The following is a 19,720-nucleotide window of genomic DNA, read 5'->3' as shown; positions in this document are numbered from 1 at the left end:
GGGAAGAACCCTCCGGCGCGTGCCGGACGCCCGGGAACAGCGGGCGCGGGCACGGGCGTTGAACATGTCCGCGCTGAACATGTCCGCGTTAGGCATGTCCGCAGAGGGAAGGAAAGACACCGTGTCCGACACCACGCCGCCGCAGCCGCCGTCCGCCTCGTCCCCCTCGGGTTCTCCCGGCTCCGCGAGCCCGGAGACGCACGTCATCGACTACCGGGCCGCCGAGCACCTGTTGGCCGCCCGTGATCCGCGCGGAGCCGTGCGACTCCTCGACTCGGTCATAGCTGCCCACCCGGAGAACACGGGGGCCCGGCTGCTGCGCGCGCGGGCCTTCTTCGCGGCGGCGCAACTGCGCGCGGCCACGCTCGAATTCGAACTGGTGCTGGAGCGGGAGCCGGACAACGCGTACGCCCACTTCGCGCTCGCCCGGACCCACGAGCGGTCCGGGCGGCGCGAGCAGGCTCGCAAGCACTTCCGGCTGGCCGCGGCCCTCGATCCCCAACCCGAGTACCTGGCCGCGGCCCGCTTCGAGGAGTGAGCGACCCCCGGCCACAGCACTAGGCCGTCTCTTTCGGATCTTGCCGGGGCCGCGGTGTCCGGTGCCGCCCCTGGCGGTGTTGTCGGGGCACCCGAGTACGTCCAGTACACGGGTGCCCCTCCGCCTTGCCGGGCACGGCGCCGGACACCGCGACCCCGACCGACAAGATCCGAAAGAGACGGCCTAGTCGCGGGGAGGCTCGTACGGAGGGACGCCCGGGCCCGGCTGGTAGTGCGGGCCCTGGTGGATGTGGTGCACCACCACCGCCAGGTCCACCGCCGCTAGCAGGACGATCACCCCACAGGCCGCCGCCCACCCGGGACGACCGGCCAGCGAGAACGCGACCGTCCCGGCGGCGGCCCAGATCAGCCCCCACAGACTCAACCAGAACCGCAGCCGCAGCGGGCTGCGGGCGGTCACCGGCTCGTTACCGGAACGCATGGCCATCGCCTCGGATCGTCGCAGGCCCCGGGTCCATGGTCCCACCATCGGCCGGTCAGGGGTTGAGCTTGTTCACCGCCGTGGTGGTCGTCTTCTTGAACGCGGGCACGGGCGCGTCGCCCAGGTGGCCCATCTGCCCCCACTTCACGACGGTCACGGTGACGCCGTCGCGGCCGATCCCGTACAGGTGGACGCCCGGCTCGGAGTCCGGGACCGAGGTGTGCACCCCGTAGACGTGCGCGCCCTCCTCGACGGGCAGCTTGCCGTAGTCCTGCCAGGAGGCCGTCCCACCCGGAGTCGTCCGCAGCCAGTCGGCGGCGCAGGCCGCGACCTTGCGCTCCAAGGCGGTCGTGAGCTTGGCGGCCGCGGCGTTCGAGGCGGTCCGCACGGAGATCTGCGTCGCGCCGGTGTCGTAGTCGGTGCCGAAGGCGCGGTGCCAACTGCCGGCCGCGGGCAGTGCCCCCTCCAGACAGAACGGGGCGGACTCCGGCAGGCCCTTGGTGACCTTGCCGGCGTACCAGGGGGACGAGGGATGCGGCGGCAGGTCGGTGCCGCTGAGGAATCCGGGCGCCGCGGCGGCCGCGGTGGCGGTGGCCGAGGTGGCGAGGAGCAGCGCGGCGGCCACGGTGGCGGTGGCCGCGAAGGCTGTGGTGAAGCGTCGGAGCATGGTGGTCGGGTCCCCGTTTCCGGTCGGTGTGGCTGTCCGGTGAAGAGCTTCCACCCGAGGCGGGATCGCACGCTACGGATTGGGGCGGATTCGGGACACTGGAACGCCCTTATGGCCTTCCACCTGGGGGAACATGCTGGGGTGGAACGGTTTCACGGGACGGGGGGACGTCGTGGGCGAGGCGGAACGGTCGGCGGAGGCGGAGAACTTCGCACGGCTGATGCGGGAGCTGAAGGAGCGCGCGGGGCTCAGCTACGGCGTCCTCGGACGCCGGCTGCACACCAGTACCTCGACCCTGCACCGGTACTGCAAGGGGGAGGCGGTCCCCGCGGAGTTCGCGGTGGTGGACCGCTTCGCGCGTGCCTGCGGGGCCGGCCAGGAGGAGGCGGTGGAACTGCACCGGGCGTGGCTGCTGGCCGACGCGCGACGCCGGGCGCCGGCGGAGGCGGTACCGGTGGTGGTTCCCGCGCCCGTGTCCGCACCTGCCTCCGAGCCCGAGCCCGAGCCCGAGCCCGAGCCCGAGCCCGAGCCCGAGCCCGAGCCCGAGCCGGACCGGGATCCCGAGCCGGAGCCGGAGCCGGGGCCCGAGCCCGAGCCGGACCGGGATCCCGAGCCGGAGCCGGAGCCGGTGGGCGTGGTTTCGGGGGCGCCGTCGCCCTGGTACCGGCGGCGGGCGGTGGCGGTCGCCGGCGCGGGACTCGCGGTGAGCGCGATGGCGGTGGCGGTGCTCGCGGCGGCCGGGCCCGAACGGGGCACGGCCGGGGTGACGGGCAGCGGCGCCCCGGCCGCGAGCGTGCCGTCGATTCCGCCCTCGTCCACGGCCTCGCCCTCGAACGCGTCCGGCGGTCCGAGCCCCTCCGCGTCCTCCTCCGCCCCGCCCCCGGCCTCCGCCGCGGGATCGGCGCCGGCCTCGAACCCGACCGGCGGCCCGGTCCCGCGGAGCCCCTCCGCGCAGGCGCCCGCCGGCGGCGGGACGCCGGCGGATCCGGCGCCGCCGCGGGCGGTCGTACGTTCCCACGTGTGGGCCGCCGGCTGCGACCACGCCTACCTCTCCGCACGGGAACCGGCGGCCGTGCCCCCGCCTCCGGTGGAGGCGGACGCCGCCGCCTGGGCGCGGTCCCAGCGGGCCGTGCACGCCGGGAGCCAGATCGTCGAGGTCACCCTGCACGGGGCGGGGGAGGGGGCCGTGGTCCTCCAGGGCCTGGAGGTCCGGGTGGCCGCCCGCCGCACCCCGCCCGCCTGGAACGTCTACCAGATGTCCCAGGGCTGCGGCGGGGGACTGACCCCGGCCACGTTCGCGGTCAATCTGGACGCCCCCAGGCCGCTGGCCCGGCCCGTCGCGGGGAACGACGCCGGCGAGGCGATTCCCGCGCCGGCGTTCCCGATGCGGGTCTCGGCGGCCGAACCGGTCGTGCTGCGGGTGGAGACGGCCACCACCGGCTGCGACTGCGACTGGTACCTCGATCTCCGCTGGTCCGGCCCCTCCGGCTCGGGCACCCTGCGCCTGGACGACGACGGCCGCCCATGGCGCACCAGCGCCCACCCGGGCCGTCCGGTGTACGGCTTCGCCGCGGAGCGGTCCCGCTGGTCGCGCTGAGGCGGGCACCCGGCTCCGGCCGCCCCGTTCCGTCCCGTCCCGCCCCGTCCCGGCCGCGCGCGGGGCCGCCGGCCGCCGCCCGGCCGGGCGGCGGCGCTGTCAGTGCCCCCACCTAGACTCGACGGCAGACGCGACCGCCGCCCACCGGGAAGGGAGGAACACCCCGTGACACCGCCACCGCCGCCCCCGGCGGACCCTCTCGTCCCGCTGTTGCGGCACGCCGCCGTGTTCCTCCCCGACGCCGTTCCCCGCCGGGGCCGGCTCGTCTTCTGGGCGCCCGACGGCGCCCCCCTGCCCGAGGTCGGCACCCCGCATCCGCTGAACGTCGTCCGCCCGCACGGGAGCGGGGTGCGCGCCCGGATCGTCCCGGCCGTGGCCCTGCCCGTCGTCGAAGCGCTGCCCCTGCTGGTCCGGGCCTCCCGCGACCGGGCCGTGGCCTGCGCTCCCGCCGCGCGGGCCTGGGCCACCGCCGCCACCCAGGCGCTCAGCCTGGTCGCGCGCGGCCGGCTGCTGCCCGGGGTCACCCCCGAGGGCGTCGACGCCTGGCGGGCCGGCCCCCTCGACGCCGAGGACGTCGGGTACCTGCGCGCGGTCGCCGCCGCCCTGCCCCACGAGGCGTACGCCGTACCGCTCGCCGGCCGGCGCCCGACGACGCTCCCCGAACCGGAGGCCCTGGTCCGGGCTTTCCTGGACGCCGTGGCCGACAGCCTGCCCCGTACCCCGGCGGCGTCGGTGGCCGCCGGGCGCCCGTTCGCCGCGTGGGAACCCCAGCCGGTGTCCGGGATACGGGAGTGGGCCACCCAGGTCGCGGCAGGCGCCGACACCGGGGTGGGGATCTCGCTGCGGCTCGACCTGTCCTCCTTCCGGCTGTTCGACGAGGCCGAGCCCGAGGACGTGCGGCGCGCCGGGGCCGCCGTGGTCCAGGTCCACAGCCTCGCGGACCCGACGCTCGTCGCCGACGCGGCGACCCTCTGGGCCGGTACGGCTGCCGCGGGATTCGGTCCGCGGGCGCGGATCGACGCCGCGCTGGCCCTGCGCCGGGCCGCCCGGGTGTGGCCGCCGCTGCTGCGCCTGCTGGACCAGCCGGTGCCCGACGCGCTGGCCCTGTCGGATCCGGATCTGGAAGACCTGCTGGGCGCCGCCGCGACCCGGCTGGCGAGCGCGGGGGTCCTGGTCCACTGGCCGCGCGAGTTGGCCCGTACGTTGTCCGCGACCGCCGTCGTGCGGTCCACCGCGCCCGGCTCCGCCACCGACGGCACGGCCTTCTTCGACGCGGGGCAGCTCTTCGCCTTCTCGTGGGAGCTCGCCCTGGGCGGCGACCGGCTCACCCCGGGGGAGATGGACGCGCTCGCGCAGGCCCACCGGCCCGTGGTGCGGTTGCGCGACCAGTGGGTGCGGGTGGATCCGGAGCTGGTGCGCAAGGCCCGCAAGCGGGAGTTGGGACTGCTGGACCCGGTGGACGCGTTGGCCGCCGTACTGACGGGGACCACCGAGGTCGAGGGCGAGCCGGTCCAGGCGGTCCCCGTGGGGGCGCTGGCCGCGCTGCGGGAGCGCCTCACCGGCGAACTCGCGCCGTTGCCGCAGCCCGCCGCGTTGAAGGCCACCCTGCGCGACTACCAGGCGCGGGGGCTGGCCTGGTTGGACCTGATGACCTCGCTCGGTCTCGGCGGCTGTCTGGCCGACGACATGGGCCTGGGCAAGACGGTGACGCTGATCGCGCTGCACCTGCACCGGGACCGGGCGGAGCCGACCCTGGTCGTCTGCCCGGCGTCGTTGCTGGGCAACTGGCAGCGGGAGATCGAGCGGTTCGCCCCCGGCACCCCGGTCCGCCGGTTCCACGGCGCCGGCCGCAGCCTCGACGGGCTCGACGCGGCCGGCGGGTTCGTGCTCACCACGTACGGGACGATGCGCGCCGGCGCCGCCCGGCTGGCCGAGCAGCGCTGGGGCATGGTCGTCGCGGACGAGGCCCAGCACGTGAAGAACCCGCACTCGGCGACGGCGAAGGCCCTGCGCACGATCCCGGCCCCGGCCAGGGTGGCGTTGACGGGCACCCCCGTGGAGAACAACCTCTCCGAGCTGTGGGCGCTCCTCGACTGGACCACACCGGGGCTGCTGGGCCCGCTCACCACGTTCCGGGCCCGCCACGCCCGCCCGGTGGAGCACCAGTCGGAGGAGGACGGCGGCAACGACGAGGCGGTCGCCCGACTGGCCGCGCTGGTACGCCCCTTCCTGCTGCGGCGCAAGAAGTCCGACCCCGGCATCGCGCCCGAGCTCCCGCCGAAGACCGAGACCGACCACCCCGTGTCGCTCACCCGGGAGCAGGCTTCGCTCTACCAGGCGGCGGTGGACGAGGCGATGGCCGTGATCGAGACGAGCGAGGGCATCGAGCGACGCGGGATGATCATGAAGTTGCTGGCCTCGCTCAAGCAGATCTGCAACCACCCCGCCCAGTACCTCAAGGAGGAGCGGCCCCGGATCCCGCACCGGTCGGGCAAGCTCGCGCTGTTGGACGAGTTGCTGGACACGATCCTGGCCGAGGGCGGCTCCGTGCTGATCTTCACGCAGTACGTGACGATGGCCCGCATCATCGAGCGACACCTGGCGACCCGCGGCATCGCGCACCAACTGCTGCACGGCGGCACCCCGGTGGCGCGCCGGGAGGAACTCGTGGACCGGTTCCAGGCGGGCGAGGTGCCGGTGTTCCTGCTGTCGCTGAAGGCGGCCGGCACCGGCTTGAACCTCACGCGCGCCGGTCACGTCGTCCACTTCGACCGCTGGTGGAACCCGGCCGTGGAGGAGCAGGCCACCGACCGCGCGTACCGCATCGGCCAGACCCAGCCCGTCCAGGTGCACCGGATCATCGCGGAGGGCACCGTCGAGGACCGGATCGCCGAGATGCTGGAGGCCAAGCGGGCCTTGGCCGACGCCGTGCTGGGCTCCGGCGAGTCGGCGTTGACCGAGCTCTCCGACCGCGAGCTGGCCGACCTGGTGTCCCTGCGGAGGCCCGAATGATCACCGCGCGGGACGATCGCCGGCGCACCTTCGAGACCGTGCCCGCCGGGGTGGAGGCGATGACCTGGTGGGGCCGGGCCTGGGTGGTCGCGCTGGAGGAACGCGCTTCGGACGCGGCCCGCCTCGCGCGGGGGCGCACGTATGCCGCCGAGGGCCACGTCGACGCGGTGACGATCACCCCCGGTCGGATCGTGGCGTACGTCCGGGGGAGCCGGGCCCGCCCGTACCGCACCGAGCTGGCGCTGCCGGCCTTCACGGACGCCGAGTGGGGCGAGGTGCTGGAGACGGTGGCCGCCGACCCGGCGGCTCTGGCCGCGCTGCTGGAACGGGAGGTTCCGGAGTCCCTCGCGGAGACGATCCTGCCGGGGCCGGGAGAGCCGGCGGCACGCTGCTCCTGCCCGGACGTGGGGCGTCCGCCGTGCAAGCACGCGGCGGCCCTCTGCTACCGGGCGGCCCGGCTGCTGGACGAGGACCCGTTCGTGCTGCTGCTGTTGCGCGGGCGCGGGGAGCGGGAACTGCTGGAGGAGCTGACCCGGCGCAACGCCGCCCACGCCGCCCGCGAACAGCCCGACACCACCCCCGACTTCCCCGGGGTCCCCGCCCGCGCGGCGGTGGCCCGCACCGCGCTGCCTCCGCTGCCGGCGCCGATGGCGGCCCCGGTCGCCCCCGGACTGCCGCCCGCCTACCCGGCCGACCCCGCCGCACCCGACCCGCTCGCGCTGGACCAGCTCGCGACGGACGCGGGCGCCCGGGCCCTCGCACTGCTGGCGACCGGCGAGGACCCGATCGCCGGCCTCACCCTGTGGCAGGACGCCGTCCGGCTGGCCTCCGCGCACCCCACGGCCGGCCTGACCGGCGTCGCCCGCACCCTCTACCGGGACCTGGCCCGCGCCACCGGCCGGACCACCACCGACCTGGCCCGGGGCGCGGCCGCCTGGCGTCAGGGGGGCCTGCCGGGCCTGTCCGTCCTCGACGAACCCTGGGACCCGCCGGCCGGCCCCTTCGACCGGGCGCGCCCGGCCCTGCTCGCCGCGGGCCGGGGCCCGTACCGCCCCGACCGCAACCGCCTGACCGCCGGGAACCGTCAACTCCGGCTCAGCCGCGAGGGCCTCTGGTACCCCTACGAGTCCCGCTTGGGCGACGCCGACTGGTGGCCCTCCGGCCGCCCGTCCACGGACCCGGTCGACGCCGCCCTGCGGCGCTGAGCGCCCCGACAGACCGGGACCGGTGCCGCGAGGTGGAGCATGCGGCCCCGGGCGCCGTCCTGCGGTGTCCGTCGACCCTTCCTCGGCGTCCGCGAGGGCTTCGGCGAGCGTCGTCAGCCGCGTCCGGCCGGCGGCCGAGCCTGTCGGCGCGGCTCGACGACGTCCGGCCGCGACGCCGGGGCGTCGGTCCGGGACGTCGGATCGCGAGTGTCGGGGCGTGGCGCCAAGGCATCGGGCCGGGACGTCGGTCCGGGGCGTTGGGGTCGTCAGGCGGGGCCGTCAGGCCGGGACGTTGGTCCGGACTGTCGGGTCGTCGGTCCGCGCGGGCGGGTCAGGGCGGGGCGGGACGTCGGTTCGGGACGTTGGGTCGTGATGCGGGGCCGTCAGGCCGGGACGTCGGTCCGGAGCGTCGGGTCCGGTCCGCGCGGGCGGGTCAGGGCGGGGCGGGACGTCGGTCCGGGACGTTGGGTCGTGATGCGGGGCCGTCAGGCCGGGACGTCGGTCCGGAGCGTCGGGTCCGGTCCGCGCGGGCGGGTCAGGGCGGGGCATCGGTCCGGGGCATCGGTCCGGGACGTCGGAGACACCGGGGCGGTCAGGCCGGCGCGGCGTGGTGTGGGGTGTCGGGCCGTCGGTCCGCGCGGGCCCGTCAGGCCGTGGCGTCGGGCCGTTCCAGGCGCGCCGCCCAGCGGGTGAGCGTGGCGAAGTCGCGGTCGCGGAGCCCGTGGCGCGGATGGACGCGCAACAGCAGGGCCGGAGCGGGGTGATGGGCGGCGACCCAGGCCCGGTCCAGTGGGTTGATCATGTCATCGACCCAGGCGAACGGACGGCCGGCGGCCCAGGCGAGGAGCGGGCGGGTCTTCCAGGAGAGACCGTCGGGATCATGGGCGAAGAGTTCCGGCCATTCGATCACGGGGAGATCGCCGGGCAGCCCGATGTGCGGGGCGATCATGGTGTTGGCCTGGTGCATCCAGGTGGTCGCCCAGGCGAGTTCGTAGGGCAGGGCCAGCAACCGGGCGCCGTGCGCGGGGTGCAGGCGGACCCGGAGCCCGCGTCGGGCGCTGCGCGAATCCGCGGCGCGACGGGACATCCAGACCTCGGGACGCATCCGGTGGCTGTCGTACCCGCGCAGTCCGGCGAGCCGCGACCGGAAGGGGTTGAGGGGGCCGTCCACATCGAGGAGAAGCAGCGGGCTTTTCATCATGCGATATGCATTACCCCGTACACGATGGGGTGAAATGCTCATCGCCGCTATAACCCGAATGGGGTTACGGCGTTGTTTCCGGTGCGGGCGAGACGCCCGCGGACTCCTCCGGAAGGCGGGAAAACTGATGCGTCACAGTCGTCGCAATGGCTTGATCACGGCGGTGGTTGCGGGAGGTGGACTGGCGGTCGCGGGGGTGGGTGGCCTCGCCTACGCCGATGCGGACGCGGGCGGCAGAGCCGTGGGCTCCCCGGGCCTGCTCGCCGGGAACCTGGTGCAACTGCCGGTCAATACACCGGTGAACGTGTGCGGGAACACCGTGAGCGTGGTCGGGCTCCTCAACTCCGCCACCGGAAACCGCTGTGCGAACACCTCCCAGGGCGACGGCGCCCGCTCCGGTTCGGGTGCCTCGGGGCAGGGTCACTCCTCGTCCTCCACGAAGGCCGGTACCGCCAACGGCGGCGGAGCGGTGGCCGACGGTCAGACGCAGGGTTCCCCCGGACTGCTCTCCGGCAACGGCATCCAGCTCCCCGTGGACCTCCCGCTGAATGTCAGCGGCAACTCCGTGAACGTGGTCGGAATCGGCAACCCCTCCAGCGGCAACATCTCCGTCAACGGGGGCAAGCCCAGTGGCGGCAAGCCCGTTCAGCCGCCCGTCGTCGTCACGCCCCCCGTCACCCCGCCGGAGCCCGTCACGCAGGTGAAGCCGCCGGCGCCGCAGACCCCGCAGACGCCGCCCCGGCACACCGAAGCCCTCGCCCACACCGGATCCGACGGCCTCGGCTACCTGGTCCCCGGCAGTGGCGCGCTGCTGCTCGGCGGAGCGCTGCTGTACCGCCGCTTCCGCGCGCAGGGTTCCGTCTAGGCCAGGGCCGTCCAGGCCCGGACCGGCTCTCCGGGCGCCGTCCGCCAGCCGTCCAGGATCGCGTCGATCCGCTCCGCCAGCCGTGCCCGGGCGGCGAACCGCGGTACTCCCGCCATGAGCAGGGCGTCGTACTCGGTGTCGAGGTGCCGCACGGCCGCCCGTACCGCCACGGACACCGCCTGTTCGTCCAGGGCCCGGCCGGCGGCGGTGCGGCCCACCCGGCCGCTGCCGCGCAGCGAGGCGTGCGTCGCGATGGCCCGGGCGCGTTCCTCGGGGCAACCGGGGAACAGCCGCCGGATCTCGGCGGTGAAGGCCGCCGTGAAGCGGACGTCCTCGGCCGCGCGCCGCAGCCGGTCGCGGTCCCGGCGGCGGGCCCGGACCTCGGCGTCCGCGAGGCAGGCGCGCTCGGCGCGCGCCAGCGCGGCCCGCTCGACCAACAACCCCTGGCGTTCGTAGCGGTGGCGGCGCTTGTGTCGGCGCACCACCACGGCGGAGAGTGAACTGGCCTCCCGCGCGCGCCGGGTGAGCGCCGCGTCGCCGCGCGGCAGGTAGACCAGGTGTCCGAGGTCGACGCAGTCCAGACAGCGGGGCACCCCCGCCTCCCGGACGAGGAGGCGCAGCGGGCCCTGCCGGCACTCGGCGCAATGGATCCGCTTGTGCGACTCGAAGACGACAAGACTCATGACGAGGTGATACCGCGCCCCGGTGCTTATATCACCTTGTAGAGAAGGGTTGTTGTCCTTTCATCAGTTCTTCCTCGACCTCATGATCTCCTCCTACCGTGAGGCGGCCGGGCCGCGGCGGCCCCGTGGAGGAGGACCGATGGGCGGACGGCAGGCGACGGCACGACGGCCGAGGGCGAGCGGGCGATCGGACCTCACGGGTCGGGAGATCGTGATCGAGTCCGGGCAGTGCACGGGATGGCACTACCACGACGTACCGCTGATGGCGGCGGTCACCTCCGGAACGCTGACCCGGATCCTGGACGACGGATCCGTCGAGACGCACCCGGTGGGCAGCACCTTCGTCGAGCCCCCGGGCATCGACCACGTCCACCTCGGCCGCAACCTCGGCAGCGAGCCGGTCGTGCTGCACGTCACCTGCGCCCTCGGTGCGGACGCCCGTTGGTCCGTGGACACGCCCGCCCCGTACGGCGCCACGCCCTGCCCGTGCCCGGGCCACGCCCGGTGAGTCACCGACTCCGGCCGGGCGGGCGCGGCGCGCCCCGCGCTCCGCGACCGGCTCAGACCAGTCGGCGTATCTCCCCGCGCACCCGGTAGAAGCCGCCGGACGACGCGTGCAGCCCCTCCACCACGTAGCGGGCGCCGGCCTCCCGGATCCCGCGCGGGAACTGCACGTTCCAGCCGGGCTCGAAGCCGTCGGACACCACCTGCACCCGCGTCCGCCCGCCCTGCTGGACGCACTCCACCACCACCCCGCCCGCCGGCGCCGCGGCCACCGAGACCGTCGCCACGGCCGAGGCGGACGCCGCCGGGGTGAACACGGGCAGCGCGGCGGCCGACTTGACGTCCAGCGCCGTCGGCACCGAACCCTGCTGCGCGGCCGCGATCGCCTGTTCGCTCGCGTCCACGCACACCAGCGAACCGTCCGTGGTGACCAGGTACAGCCGTCCGTCGAGGTACTGCATGGACAGGGCCGACCCACTGCCCGTGCGCAGCTTCCACAACCGCCGGCCGTCGGCGTCGAAGCAGTACACGGAGGAGGAGAGGTCGCCCGCGAACACGTGCCGCCCGTCCGGCGAGGTCGCACACGAGTACACCGCCGCGTCACACCGGTACGAGGCCTCGACCGCGCCCGTCGCCTTCGACAGCCGCTGCACCGTGTTGCGCCCGGTGCCCGCGTACACGGCGTCGTCCTCCTGCCAGCCGAACAGCACCGAACCGTCGGTCGCCGTGTGCCACAACTCCCGCCCGCCGTCCGGGGCGTAGGCCGTCACGCCCTTGCTGTGACCGTGGTAGACCGCCCGCTCGTCGGCCCGCACCATCCAGGCGTTGGATCCCGACGAGCGCCGCGACCACTGGAACTCGTCCTCGTGGTCGATGACGGTCAGGCCACCGCTGCGGTCGGACACGTTCAGCACGCCCTCGCGGATGTCGAGCCAGAAGATGTCCACGTCCGCGGCGATGTCGTACGCCCCGAACGGCACCTTCGACGACAGGTCGTACACCGTGCCGTCGTCACAGCCCGCGTAGATCCAGAACTCGTCCGCCACCAGGCACTTCACCCCGTCCGGCAGCGAGTACCGGGCCAGCACCTCGCCGCCGTGGCTCAGCGTGTAGACGTCTCCCGCCTGGTTGCCGACCCAGCAGCGGTCCTCGTCCACATGGATCCCGAACGCCGAGGAGCCCGTGCGGAAACGCCACAGCACCGGGGCCACCGCGCGCGCCGTCGACGGGGCCGAGGTCACCTGCCTGCGGGTCACCGACCGCGCCGCGCGGGCGCCGCGAACCGCCGGGGCGTAGCCCTTGCGGACCTTCTCCCCGACCTTCTTCGCGGCGGCCGCTCGGGCCTTCTCCACCGTCGGGAAGGAGGAGTTCTGCACCTGGCCCTCCGCGCCGATGCGCCCGTACCGCACGGTGACGGACGTGCCGTCCACCGTCACCTCGTAGAACTTGTGCGCCCCGCCGTCGTCCTGCGACAGCTCCATGTACGTCGTCTCGCCGGCCATGACAGACCCCTCCCCGCGGTCGGGCCGACGACTTCCGTTTCGCGCCGGTGATCCCTCGTGGAAAAAGCTAGGACCCGCCACTGACAATGGCCTCGTGCAGTTGGAAGCGATCACATGGCAACGGATGGCCGAGCGGCTCGCCGGTCGCCTGGAGAACCGGTCCGAAGACCCCGAACGGGGACCCTGGCAGCGGGTGGGCATCGACGGCGCGCCCGCCGCCGGAACGGACGTGCTCGCGGACCGGCTCGCCGAGGAACTGCGCGGGCGGGGCCGGCCCGTACTGACGGTCCCGGCCGACGGGTTCCTGCGGCCGGCCTCCCTCCGCTTCGAGTTCGGACGGCAGGACGTGGACGCCTACCTCGGCGGCTGGTACGACACGGCCGCCCTCTGGCGCGAGGTGTTCGGGCCCACCGACCCCGGCGGCACCGGCCGGGTGCTGCCCGACCTCTGGGACCCGGCGACCGACCGGGCCACCCGCAGCCCCTACGTCGAACTCCCGCCGGGCGGCGTACTGATCGTGCACGGACCGCTGCTGTTCGGCCACTGGTTCCCCTTCGACCTCGGCGTGCACATCCGCCTCTCCCCGGGAGCCCTCGCCCGCCGGACGGAGGAGTCCGCGCGCTGGACCCTGCCCGCCTTCGCCCGCTACGAGGCCGAGACCGACCCGGCGGCCCTGGCCGACGCCGTGGTCCGGGCCGACGACCCCCGCCATCCGGCCTGGACGGGACTCGCGGACTGACGCCGAGGCATCCGCCGGGTCACGGACGTCCGGGGTCGGCAACAGCGCGATTCCCGGACGGTGACGAACGGGAATCGGCCATCGCCTCGGCCGACACCGCGGGCTACGTTGTCGCCACGCTTCGACGGCGGCCACCTGGTGGCGCCTTGGCAGAGGGAGACGGCAATGGGCGGACGCGGCGAGACGATCGAGGGACCGAGACGGTCGCGGGGGTGGACGCTCGGCGCGCTCGCCCTGTGCGCGGCCCTGACCCTCACCGCCTGCAACGGCGACGACGGCAGCGCCGGAGCGGCGGGTACGACACCCGGCGCGAGCCCGGCCGGCCCGAGCACCTCCCCGACGACGAACCCGACCGCGACCGCCACCCCGGCCGGGGCCGGTGGCGCCGAACCCTCGGCGTCCGCCCCGAAGCCGAGTGCCCCGAAGCCGAGCGCCCCGACCACCGCCAAGGCGACCCCGGCGGGGAAGCCGAAGTCGCCCGCGCCCACCTGCGGCCACACGATGCCGATCTCGCCCGACGAGATCGCCGTCAACCGCTACACGCCCGAGGGCGGCTTCCACAGCCTGATCGTCAAGCACGGCAACTGGGGGTGCGGCGCCCCCGACTCCGACGGCGCCCCCTTCGAGACGGTCGGCAAGGAGACCTTCATCCCGATCCGGGACGACGCGAAGATCACCGCCGTCACCCCGATCGTCGAGAGCACGGAGAACAAGCCGATCACCCTCGACGCCCTCATCGAGTGGCTCGTCGCCCACCCGAACCAGGGCCTGGTGTTCCGCTACCACCTCGGCGGCACGGGCGCGATCGACACCCTGGACCAGGTGTTCACCCCGTGAGCCCGCCCCGGGGCGGCCCTGGCCGACCCGCCCCGGGTCCCTTCGACACCGGTCCCGGCCGGGCGGTGCGCAGGGGAGCGGCCCTACGGACGCCCGCCCAGCCGGGTGACCGCCACCGCGGCCGCCCGGCAGCCCGCGCGGGCCGCCCCCACCGGGGCCGCGCCCGCCAACCGGGCCGCCAGGAAACCGCCGGTGAAGGCGTCCCCCGCCCCCGTGGAATCCACCGCCTCGACGGCTTCGGCGTCGACCTCGGCCGTGATGCGCCCGTCCTCGGCGATCAGCGCCCCGGCCGCGCCCCGGGTGACCACCACCAGCGGCACCCGGCGGCTCAGCGCCACCGCCGCCCGGGCCACCCCGGCCGGCTCCGGAAGCCCCGCCAACAGGCGGGCCTCGTCCTCGTTCGGCAGCAGTGCGCCCGCCCCGGCCACCGCCGCCAGGAAGCGCTCCGGGCCCAGCGCGGCCAGGAACCCCGCCGAGGCCGGGTCCACGCTCACCGGCACCCCCCGGGTCCGGGCCGCCCTCAGCGCCACCATCGCCAACTCCCTGCTGCTGTCCGCGAAGAACAGGTACCCCGACAGGTGCAGGTGCGCGGCCCCGTCCAACAGGGCCGGCGTCCAGTCGGCCGGGCACAGCCGCAGGGACGCCCCGCTGTCGGTCAGGAAGGTCCGCTCCGCGTCCTTGCCGACCAGCGCCACCACCGTCCCGGTCGGCTCCGTCCGGTCGACGACCAGTTTGGGTCGGACCCCCGCGTCGACCAGCGCCCGCTCGTGCCACCGCGCCGCCTCGGCGCCCACCCGCGCCAGGATCCGTACCTCCGGGGCGCCCTCGTGCGCCGCCCAGCAGGCGGCGTTGCCGCCCGCCCCGCCGGGCAGGGTACGGATCCGGGCGAGCGTGTCGGTGGCCGGTGCGAGCGGTTCCGTGTGCACCGCGACCACGTCCGTCACCACGTCCCCGACGACGAGCAGCGCCCCCGGCGCACCCCCCGCCCCGCTCACGCCCGGGCCGCCCAGGCCCCCGCGATCCGGGCCCCGAGCCGGACGTTGCCCCGTACCGCCGCCAAGTTCGCCTCCAACGAGGCGCCGCCGGTCGCCCGTACCAGGAACCCCAGCAGGAACGGCGTCACCGCCTGCCCCGTGATGCCCCGCTCCCGGCACGCGTCGAGGGCCTCCGCCAGCACCCGGTCGTGGAGGTCCGGGTCCAGCTGCTCCGCCTCCGCCACCGGATGGGCCACCAGCAGCGCGGACTCCGGTCCGCCGAGCGCGTCCTGAGCCGCCATCACCGCCGCCACCTCCTCGGGCCGGTGCACGGTCCAGTCCACCGGCTCGCCGGAACTGGACAGGTAGAAGCCGGGGAAGCGGTCCGTCCCGTACCCGAGCACCCCGACCCCCAGGGTCTCCAGCCGTTGCAGCGTGGCGGGCACGTCCAGGATCGACTTCACCCCCGCGCAGACCACCGTGATCCGGGTGCGCGCGAGCAGGGAGAGGTCCGCCGACTCGTCCTGGGTGTGGGCGAACTCCCGGTGCACCCCGCCCAGCCCGCCCGTGGCGAACACCCGCAGGCCGGCCCGCGCCGCCAGGAAGGCCGTCGCGGAGACCGTCGTCGCCCCGGTGGCACCCGCCGCCAGGGCGGGCGCCAGGTCCCGGTGGCCGAGCTTGCGCACGTCCTCGCCGCCCGCGATCCGCTCCAGTTGCCTTTTGTCGAGGCCCGCGTAGGCCACTCCGTCCACCACCGCGATCGTCGCGGGAACCGCGCCCTCGGCGCGGACCAGGGCCTCCAGTTCGGTGCCCACCGCCAGATTGCGGGGGCGCGGCAGGCCGTGCGCGATGATCGTCGACTCCAACGCGACGACGGGCCTCCCGGCGGCCAGCGCCTCGCGGACCTCCTCCGACAGGACGGGCACCGGGGTCGGGGCCGGCGCCGAGGTCGGCGCCTGGGGCGGGGCCGGGACAGCGGACGCGGACGGGGGCGCGGATGCTCTGTGCTGTGACATGCCCCCATCCATGGCACCCGACTCGCGCCCCCAAACGCGCTCCCGCCACTCCCCCGCGAACCTGTCCGAGTACCGTGCCCCGGGCGGCCGCCCGGCCTCCCCCGGGAACCGGCCGGACGCCACGACCCGACACACCCGGACACCCGCGCGGACGACTCCGGCCCGCATCCGCCGCCCTGGCCGAAACCCGACGGATCTCCGACCCGGCGGGGTGGACAGGATGCCTCGTTCGGCGCGTCCGCGCTGGACGCTCTGGTCGCCCCGACGCGAGGCACGACCCGATTAGGCTGGCGCGCCATGAGCACCCGTGATCACCGCGCAGCCCCCGCCTCCTTCGCCGTCTCCGTACCGGACTTCCCGGACGCGGAACTGGAGGTGGAGGAGCTCGACCCGGCCCAGATCGTCTCCGGCACTCCCGTCGTCACGGGCAAGGTGCTGTGGGAGGCCGAGGACGGCTCGCAGATCCGGGGAATCTGGCAGATCACCCCCGGTGTGGTCACGGACACCGAGGCCGACGAGCTGTTCGTGGTGGTCGGCGGGCGCGCCACCATCGAGGTCGAGGGCGGCGACACGCTGGAGGTGGGACCCGGCTCCGCGTGCGTGCTCAGGGAGGGCGACAAGACCACCTGGACCGTCCACGAGACGCTGCGCAAGGCCTACCACATCAGCTACTAGACAGCACCGGACCCCGCCCCCCGGGGCAGCCGGACCCGGGGCCGGCTACGTGCCCGCGCCGGCCTTCGCGGGGACCGGGTGGCGGCGCGCCGTGAAGAGGGCCAGGGCGGCCATCGGCAGCAACAGCGCCGCGCCGATCGCGTTGAGCCAGCCGTATCCCGCCCGGGCCATGACCAGGCCGGCGGCGGCCCCGCCCAGACCGGCGGCCGCGTTCATCGTGAGATCGCTCAAGCCCTGGACGGCCGCCCGCGCGGGCTGCGGTACGGAGTCGGTCAGCAGGGCCGAGCCCGAGACCATCCCCGCGGACCAGCCGAGACCGAGGAGGAACAGGCCGAGCGCGGACTGCGCGTGGCTCGGTCCGGCCGTACCGGCGAGCAGCGCGGCGACCGACAGCAAACCGGCCGCGAGCCCGATCACGGACAGCCGTCCGATCCGGTCGGCGAGCCACCCCATGACGGGGGAGAAGGCGAACATGCCGGCGATGTGACCGCTGATCACCAGTCCGACGAGCTCCAGGTCGGCGCCGTGGTGACCGAGGTCCACCGGGGTCATGACCATGATCGAGACCATGGTGGTGTGCGAGACCGCGACGGTCAGCAGGGCGAGCCTGGCGCGCGGCGATTCCCGGACGGCCGTGAATCCGGCGCGCAGCGAGCGCCCGGCCCGGGTCTGTTCCCCGGGCGCCAGCGCCCGGGCGGTCAGCAGCGGATCGGGGCGCAGCAGGACGCCGATCAGCGTGCCGGTGAGGACGAAGACGGCGCCGGCCCACACGAAGGGGCCCGCCGTCTCGGGTATCGAGGTGCCGGCGAAGCTGTGACTGGCCGGCGCGGAGAGGTTCGGGCCGAGCACCGCGCCGATCGTGGACGCCCACACGACCACGGAGATCGCCCGCGCGCGGCGGTCGGGCGCCGCGAGGTCGGCGGCGGCGAACCGGGCCTGGAGGTTGGCGGAGGACGCCGCGCCGAAGGCGGCCATGCCCACCAGCAGGAGCGGGAAGTTCCCGATCGTGGCGGCCAGCACGACCAGGGCCGCGCCGGCGGCGCCGATGGCGTAGGCCAGGACCAGACCGGGACGGCGCCCGCGTGCGGTCATCAGCGCGGCGAGCGGCAGCGAGAGCAGCGCGGTGCCGATCACGGAGGCGGTGGAGGCGAAGCCCGACATCGCCTCGGTGCCGCTGACCTCGGTGGCGAGGACCGGGGCCAGCGCGATGCTGATGGGCACGCCCAGGCCGCCGAGCATCTGAGCGGCGATCAGCACGGCGGAGGTGCGCCGCCGCAACCGGGGGAGGTCCGCCGCCGCGACCGGGGGCGCGGTGCGTTCGGTGCCGGGGGAGACCGTCACCGCCGACACCCCCTCGGCGGCCTCGGCGGGCGTGCGGACGCGGGAGGGCCGGGTGCGGCGGCGGGAGTGTTCACCGCGGCAGTGTGCCACCCCGTACCGCGAGGTGGAACCGGGTATCGGAGCCCTCGGGACGGCGCGCGGGCGCGCGCCCCGCGTGCACCCGGCGCGCACCCGCGGCGCCGCGCCGCGGCCGGGCTTCAGAACAGCGATCCCGGGGCGCCAGAACAGCGGTCCCCGGGGCGGCAGAACAGCGGTCCCCGGGCGTCAGGACAGCGGTCCCCCGGCGTCAGAACAGTGGTTGCGGAAGCACGCCCTCCAGCGCGAGCAGCAGCCGCTTGGTCTCCACCCCGCCGCCGAAGCCGCCGATCCCGCCGTCGTTCTCCACCACCCGGTGGCAGGCCACCACCAGCGGCAGGGGGTTCGATCCCATGGCGTTGCCCACGGCCTGGGCCGCGCCCGGCTGCCCGACCCGCGCGGCGAGTTCCCCGTACCCGACGACCGACCCGTAGGGCACCGAGCGGTCCAGCTCCCGTAGCACCTGACGGTTGAAGCCGGAGCTCAGCCGCCAGTCCAGGGGCAGCTCGAAGCGGCGCAGCGAACCGGCGAGGTAGGCGTTCAGCTGGCGTACGGGTTCGGCGAGCAGGACCTCCTCGCCCGGCGCCGGCCGCCGGGCGTCGGCGCCGAGCCGGGAGACCAACGAGCCGATCATCTTCTCGACGCGGTCCGGTCCGGCATGGAACTCGACCCGGACCAGCCCCTCGGGGGTCGCCGCCAGGAGCAGGGGCCCGATGTCGCCGGTGACGACCGTCCATTCGAGGTGCGGCCCGCGGGGCCGTTCGGAACTGTCCACCCGTCCACCGTACGGCGCCCCGCGGCCGGCGAGGACGGGTTCGCCCCGGTCGGGGCGGGGCTCAGTACCAGCCCACCGCCCTGCGGACGACGTCGGGCGTGTTGGTGATGATCCCGTCCACGCCCATCTCCTGGACCTTCCGGGCGGTGGCCGCGTTGTCCACGGTCCAGGTGTCCACCTCCATGGTCTTGCCGTGGGGGCCGCGCAGGGCGTGCACGGCCGCCACCCAGTCCGCCGAGAGGGTGGTGTGCCAGGGGTTGATCCGGTCGGTGAAGGCGGCGTAGCGCGGCAGCTCGGCCACGGTGGGCGTGCCCAGGAAGGCCGTCACCAGTTCGGGGCGCAGGTCGTGCACGATCCGGATGGAGTCGGCGCTGAAGCTCTGCACCACCAGCCGATGGTCCGCGCGGTTCTTGTCGAGCCAACCGGTGGCGTCCAGCAGGTTCAGGGTCTCCCGTTCGATCCCGGGGTAGATCTCCGGCCTCTTGATCTCCAGCAGCAGCTTCTGCTGGTTGCGCCGCACCCGGGCGAGGTACTCGCGCAGCGTCGGCACCGTGGCGCCCTCGTACTGCTTGTCCTTGCCGAACCAGCTGCCCGCGTCCAGCACCGCGATCTCGTCCGCGGTGAAGTCCTTGACCAGCCAGGGCTTGCGATCGGGGAACACCTCCTCGACATCGGTGGTGCGGGCCAGGTTGTCGTCGTGGACCACGACCAGTACGCCGTCCTTGGTGCGCTGGACGTCGTTCTCCACCCAGTCGATGCCCATCCGCATGGCGAGGTCGATCGAGGCCAGCGTGTTCTCCGGGGCGTACGCCGAAGCCCCCCGGTGGGCGTAGACCACGGGGGGGCCGGCCGCGACCGGGCCGGCCCCCGAGGCGGGACCGGACGCGGTGGCCGAGGTGGCCGTGCCCAGCACGGAGAGGGTGAGGCCCAGGACTGCGGCGGCCACGGCGGCTGGTCGGACGACGTACATGTGCGTTCTCCTCGGGTCGTGAGCCCTGCTCCTGCCGCAAACGGGCGCGGAGCGGCAGACGTTGCGGCGATGCACTTCACGGAGTTTCGCGATCATCATGGGG

General features: G+C 75.0%; 19 protein-coding genes. 9 read left to right on the top strand and 10 right to left on the bottom strand.

Annotated features, from left to right (window positions below):
• Positions 1-121: 121 nt before the first annotated feature.
• On the top strand, positions 122-538 hold the full coding sequence (locus ACIRO3_RS22380) for a tetratricopeptide repeat protein (RefSeq protein WP_361773643.1): 417 nt from the start codon (positions 122-124) through the stop codon (positions 536-538).
• Between the two features lie 183 nt (positions 539-721).
• Here the strand turns inward: ACIRO3_RS22380 and ACIRO3_RS22375 are convergent, their stop codons facing one another.
• The gene (locus tag ACIRO3_RS22375) at positions 722-979 is read right to left on the bottom strand and encodes a DUF6343 family protein (protein ID WP_404139363.1); all 258 of its coding nucleotides are present in this window, start codon (positions 977-979) and stop codon (positions 722-724) included.
• A gap of 55 nt (positions 980-1,034) precedes the next feature.
• Entirely contained in the window at positions 1,035-1,646 is a 612-nt protein-coding gene (locus tag ACIRO3_RS22370; RefSeq protein ID WP_404139360.1) for a hypothetical protein, read from the bottom strand.
• A 172-nt stretch (positions 1,647-1,818) separates the two neighbouring features.
• On the opposite strand from ACIRO3_RS22370, the gene ACIRO3_RS22365 reads away from it, so the two are divergent.
• The 3 genes from ACIRO3_RS22365 (at position 1,819) to ACIRO3_RS22355 (ending at position 7,460) form a co-directional block, all read left to right on the top strand.
• Entirely contained in the window at positions 1,819-3,243 is a 1,425-nt protein-coding gene (locus tag ACIRO3_RS22365) for a helix-turn-helix domain-containing protein (RefSeq protein WP_404139357.1), read from the top strand.
• A gap of 165 nt (positions 3,244-3,408) precedes the next feature.
• Positions 3,409-6,255, top strand: a complete 2,847-nt coding sequence (locus ACIRO3_RS22360; RefSeq protein ID WP_404139354.1) for an SNF2-related protein — start codon at positions 3,409-3,411, stop codon at positions 6,253-6,255.
• Complete coding sequence (locus ACIRO3_RS22355; protein ID WP_404139351.1) at positions 6,252-7,460, top strand: SWIM zinc finger family protein; 1,209 nt, start codon at positions 6,252-6,254, stop codon at positions 7,458-7,460. The genes ACIRO3_RS22360 and ACIRO3_RS22355 overlap by 4 nt, the downstream gene beginning before the upstream one ends.
• A 646-nt stretch (positions 7,461-8,106) precedes the next feature.
• On the opposite strand, the gene ACIRO3_RS22350 is transcribed toward ACIRO3_RS22355, so the two are convergent.
• A complete protein-coding gene (locus ACIRO3_RS22350; RefSeq protein ID WP_404139348.1) occupies positions 8,107-8,661 on the bottom strand; it encodes a hypothetical protein in 555 nt (184 codons plus the stop codon).
• Between the two features lie 163 nt (positions 8,662-8,824).
• On the opposite strand from ACIRO3_RS22350, the gene ACIRO3_RS22345 reads away from it, so the two are divergent.
• Positions 8,825-9,526 carry a chaplin gene (locus ACIRO3_RS22345; RefSeq protein WP_404139345.1) on the top strand — a complete coding sequence of 234 codons (702 nt, stop codon included), beginning with the start codon at positions 8,825-8,827 and terminating at the stop codon, positions 9,524-9,526.
• Here ACIRO3_RS22345 and ACIRO3_RS22340 read toward each other — a convergent pair.
• Entirely contained in the window at positions 9,523-10,209 is a 687-nt protein-coding gene (locus ACIRO3_RS22340) for a DUF2293 domain-containing protein (RefSeq protein ID WP_404139342.1), read from the bottom strand. The genes ACIRO3_RS22345 and ACIRO3_RS22340 overlap by 4 nt on opposite strands.
• Before the next feature lie 139 nt (positions 10,210-10,348).
• On the opposite strand from ACIRO3_RS22340, the gene ACIRO3_RS22335 reads away from it, so the two are divergent.
• On the top strand, positions 10,349-10,717 hold the full coding sequence (locus tag ACIRO3_RS22335; protein WP_404139340.1) for a cupin domain-containing protein: 369 nt from the start codon (positions 10,349-10,351) through the stop codon (positions 10,715-10,717).
• Between the two features lie 52 nt (positions 10,718-10,769).
• Here ACIRO3_RS22335 and ACIRO3_RS22330 read toward each other — a convergent pair whose 3' ends face one another.
• On the bottom strand, positions 10,770-12,215 hold the full coding sequence (locus ACIRO3_RS22330) for a WGR domain-containing protein (RefSeq protein ID WP_365999378.1): 1,446 nt from the start codon (positions 12,213-12,215) through the stop codon (positions 10,770-10,772).
• 94 nt (positions 12,216-12,309) lie between these two features.
• On the opposite strand from ACIRO3_RS22330, the gene ACIRO3_RS22325 reads away from it, so the two are divergent.
• Together ACIRO3_RS22325 and ACIRO3_RS22320 are read left to right on the top strand one after the other, a co-directional pair.
• Positions 12,310-12,954, top strand: a complete 645-nt coding sequence (locus tag ACIRO3_RS22325; protein WP_404139337.1) for a uridine kinase — start codon at positions 12,310-12,312, stop codon at positions 12,952-12,954.
• 165 nt (positions 12,955-13,119) lie between these two features.
• Positions 13,120-13,791 (top strand): hypothetical protein, encoded by a 672-nt coding sequence (locus tag ACIRO3_RS22320; protein WP_404139335.1) that lies wholly within the window; start codon positions 13,120-13,122, stop codon positions 13,789-13,791.
• An 83-nt stretch (positions 13,792-13,874) separates the two neighbouring features.
• Here the strand turns inward: ACIRO3_RS22320 and ACIRO3_RS22315 are convergent, their stop codons facing one another.
• Complete coding sequence (locus ACIRO3_RS22315; RefSeq protein WP_404139332.1) at positions 13,875-14,786, bottom strand: carbohydrate kinase family protein; 912 nt, start codon at positions 14,784-14,786, stop codon at positions 13,875-13,877.
• Complete coding sequence (locus tag ACIRO3_RS22310) at positions 14,783-15,781, bottom strand: pseudouridine-5'-phosphate glycosidase (protein ID WP_404139329.1); 999 nt, start codon at positions 15,779-15,781, stop codon at positions 14,783-14,785. Before ACIRO3_RS22310 ends, ACIRO3_RS22315 begins: the two co-directional genes overlap by 4 nt.
• A 297-nt stretch (positions 15,782-16,078) precedes the next feature.
• Here ACIRO3_RS22310 and ACIRO3_RS22305 point away from each other — a divergent pair, with 297 nt between their 5' ends.
• On the top strand, positions 16,079-16,456 hold the full coding sequence (locus ACIRO3_RS22305) for a cupin domain-containing protein (protein WP_361774894.1): 378 nt from the start codon (positions 16,079-16,081) through the stop codon (positions 16,454-16,456).
• A gap of 45 nt (positions 16,457-16,501) precedes the next feature.
• On the opposite strand, the gene ACIRO3_RS22300 is transcribed toward ACIRO3_RS22305, so the two are convergent.
• The 3 genes from ACIRO3_RS22300 to ACIRO3_RS22290 form a co-directional block, all read right to left on the bottom strand.
• The gene (locus tag ACIRO3_RS22300) at positions 16,502-17,806 is read right to left on the bottom strand and encodes an MFS transporter (RefSeq protein WP_404139628.1); all 1,305 of its coding nucleotides are present in this window, start codon (positions 17,804-17,806) and stop codon (positions 16,502-16,504) included.
• 277 nt (positions 17,807-18,083) lie between these two features.
• Positions 18,084-18,647 (bottom strand): methylated-DNA--[protein]-cysteine S-methyltransferase, encoded by a 564-nt coding sequence (locus ACIRO3_RS22295; RefSeq protein WP_404139325.1) that lies wholly within the window; start codon positions 18,645-18,647, stop codon positions 18,084-18,086.
• A 61-nt stretch (positions 18,648-18,708) separates the two neighbouring features.
• Entirely contained in the window at positions 18,709-19,617 is a 909-nt protein-coding gene (locus ACIRO3_RS22290; protein WP_361974441.1) for a glycerophosphodiester phosphodiesterase family protein, read from the bottom strand.
• Positions 19,618-19,720: the final 103 nt, after the last annotated feature.

The organism is Streptomyces sp. NPDC102278 (genome assembly GCF_044766345.1).
Taxonomy (GTDB): domain Bacteria; phylum Actinomycetota; class Actinomycetes; order Streptomycetales; family Streptomycetaceae; genus Streptomyces.
This window is presented reverse-complemented; position numbering and strand designations above follow the sequence as displayed.

Excerpts from the sequence above, each read along its gene's own strand:
- ACIRO3_RS22350 (WP_404139348.1), bottom strand. The coding sequence starts at position 8,661 with ATGATGAAAAGCCCGCTGCTTCTCCTCGATGTGGACGGCCCCCTCAAC.
- ACIRO3_RS22370 (WP_404139360.1), bottom strand. The coding sequence starts at position 1,646 with ATGCTCCGACGCTTCACCACAGCCTTCGCGGCCACCGCCACCGTGGCC.
- ACIRO3_RS22355 (WP_404139351.1), top strand. The coding sequence starts at position 6,252 with ATGATCACCGCGCGGGACGATCGCCGGCGCACCTTCGAGACCGTGCCC.
- ACIRO3_RS22290 (WP_361974441.1), bottom strand. The coding sequence starts at position 19,617 with ATGTACGTCGTCCGACCAGCCGCCGTGGCCGCCGCAGTCCTGGGCCTC.
- ACIRO3_RS22375 (WP_404139363.1), bottom strand. The coding sequence starts at position 979 with ATGCGTTCCGGTAACGAGCCGGTGACCGCCCGCAGCCCGCTGCGGCTG.
- ACIRO3_RS22310 (WP_404139329.1), bottom strand. The coding sequence starts at position 15,781 with ATGTCACAGCACAGAGCATCCGCGCCCCCGTCCGCGTCCGCTGTCCCG.
- ACIRO3_RS22335 (WP_404139340.1), top strand. The coding sequence starts at position 10,349 with ATGGGCGGACGGCAGGCGACGGCACGACGGCCGAGGGCGAGCGGGCGA.
- ACIRO3_RS22320 (WP_404139335.1), top strand. The coding sequence starts at position 13,120 with ATGGGCGGACGCGGCGAGACGATCGAGGGACCGAGACGGTCGCGGGGG.
- ACIRO3_RS22330 (WP_365999378.1), bottom strand. The coding sequence starts at position 12,215 with ATGGCCGGCGAGACGACGTACATGGAGCTGTCGCAGGACGACGGCGGG.
- ACIRO3_RS22305 (WP_361774894.1), top strand. The coding sequence starts at position 16,079 with ATGAGCACCCGTGATCACCGCGCAGCCCCCGCCTCCTTCGCCGTCTCC.
- ACIRO3_RS22340 (WP_404139342.1), bottom strand. The coding sequence starts at position 10,209 with ATGAGTCTTGTCGTCTTCGAGTCGCACAAGCGGATCCATTGCGCCGAG.